We start from the raw sequence: 705 nt of genomic DNA, 5'->3' as shown, positions 1-705 counted from the left end.
CAGCGCCAGCAGATCGGCCGCTCGCCGCAACACGGCCGCCAGCTCGGCGGGGGCCGAGGCCGCGACCGCCGCAGCGGCGCTCGAGACCGCCATCCCCGATCGCAGACACGCACCCAGAAGTTCGAGCGCCCCAGCCGTGTCCAGCTCGTCGTGTCCGGGGGCCCGGCGCGCGGCGCCGGGCGACACCTGCACTCCGAGCCCTACCCTGGCCATCGCCGGCCGAGGCCAGGCCAGCAGCGAAGCCGCGAGGAACGCGGCCGCCCACATCATGAGAGCGCCCCGGACAGGATCGAGTCCGACCACATCAGACCGCAACACAGCAACGCCGTTCCGGTGACCAGCAGCCACCCACCAGCACCCCCGGACAGCAGGAATCCCACCGGATCCGCGCCGAGCAGGTGCCCGAGCGCGATCCCCAGCACCGGCAGCGCGGCAAGGATCGCAGCGGTGGTGCGCGGACCCGCCATGCCGGCATCGACGCGGTGGGCGAACCGCTCCCGTTCGGCGATGTCGTGCTGGGCGGTCTGCATCAGCGCCGCGATCGCCAGGCCGTGATCGTGTGCGAGCTCCCAACACACCGCCAGCCGCTCCCAGTGCCCGGGCGCGGCGCTGCGCTGCCCTTCCGCGCGCAGACCGGCGCCCACGTCGGCGCCGACCAACGCCCGCGCCGCCACCGCGGTCAGCGAGCGGCCCACGGGGCCACCC

The 705-nt window shown here is 75.0% G+C and carries 1 protein-coding gene and 1 pseudogene; both read right to left on the bottom strand.

Annotation, left to right across the window (positions count from 1 at the left end; all coding sequences use genetic code 11):
- Positions 1–270: pseudogene (locus ACXAID_RS28305) on the bottom strand (type II secretion system F family protein); the annotation flags it as partial.
- Positions 267–705, bottom strand: a 439-nt coding sequence (locus ACXAID_RS28300) for a type II secretion system F family protein (protein ID WP_475025461.1), incomplete at its 5' end; no start/stop codon positions are given. The gene ACXAID_RS28300 and the pseudogene ACXAID_RS28305, both read right to left, overlap by 4 nt.

Source organism: Mycobacterium sp. ABE4_509, assembly GCF_056160785.1.
The sequence above is the reverse complement of the archived record's forward strand: the minus strand, read 5'-3'. Positions and strand labels throughout refer to the sequence as shown.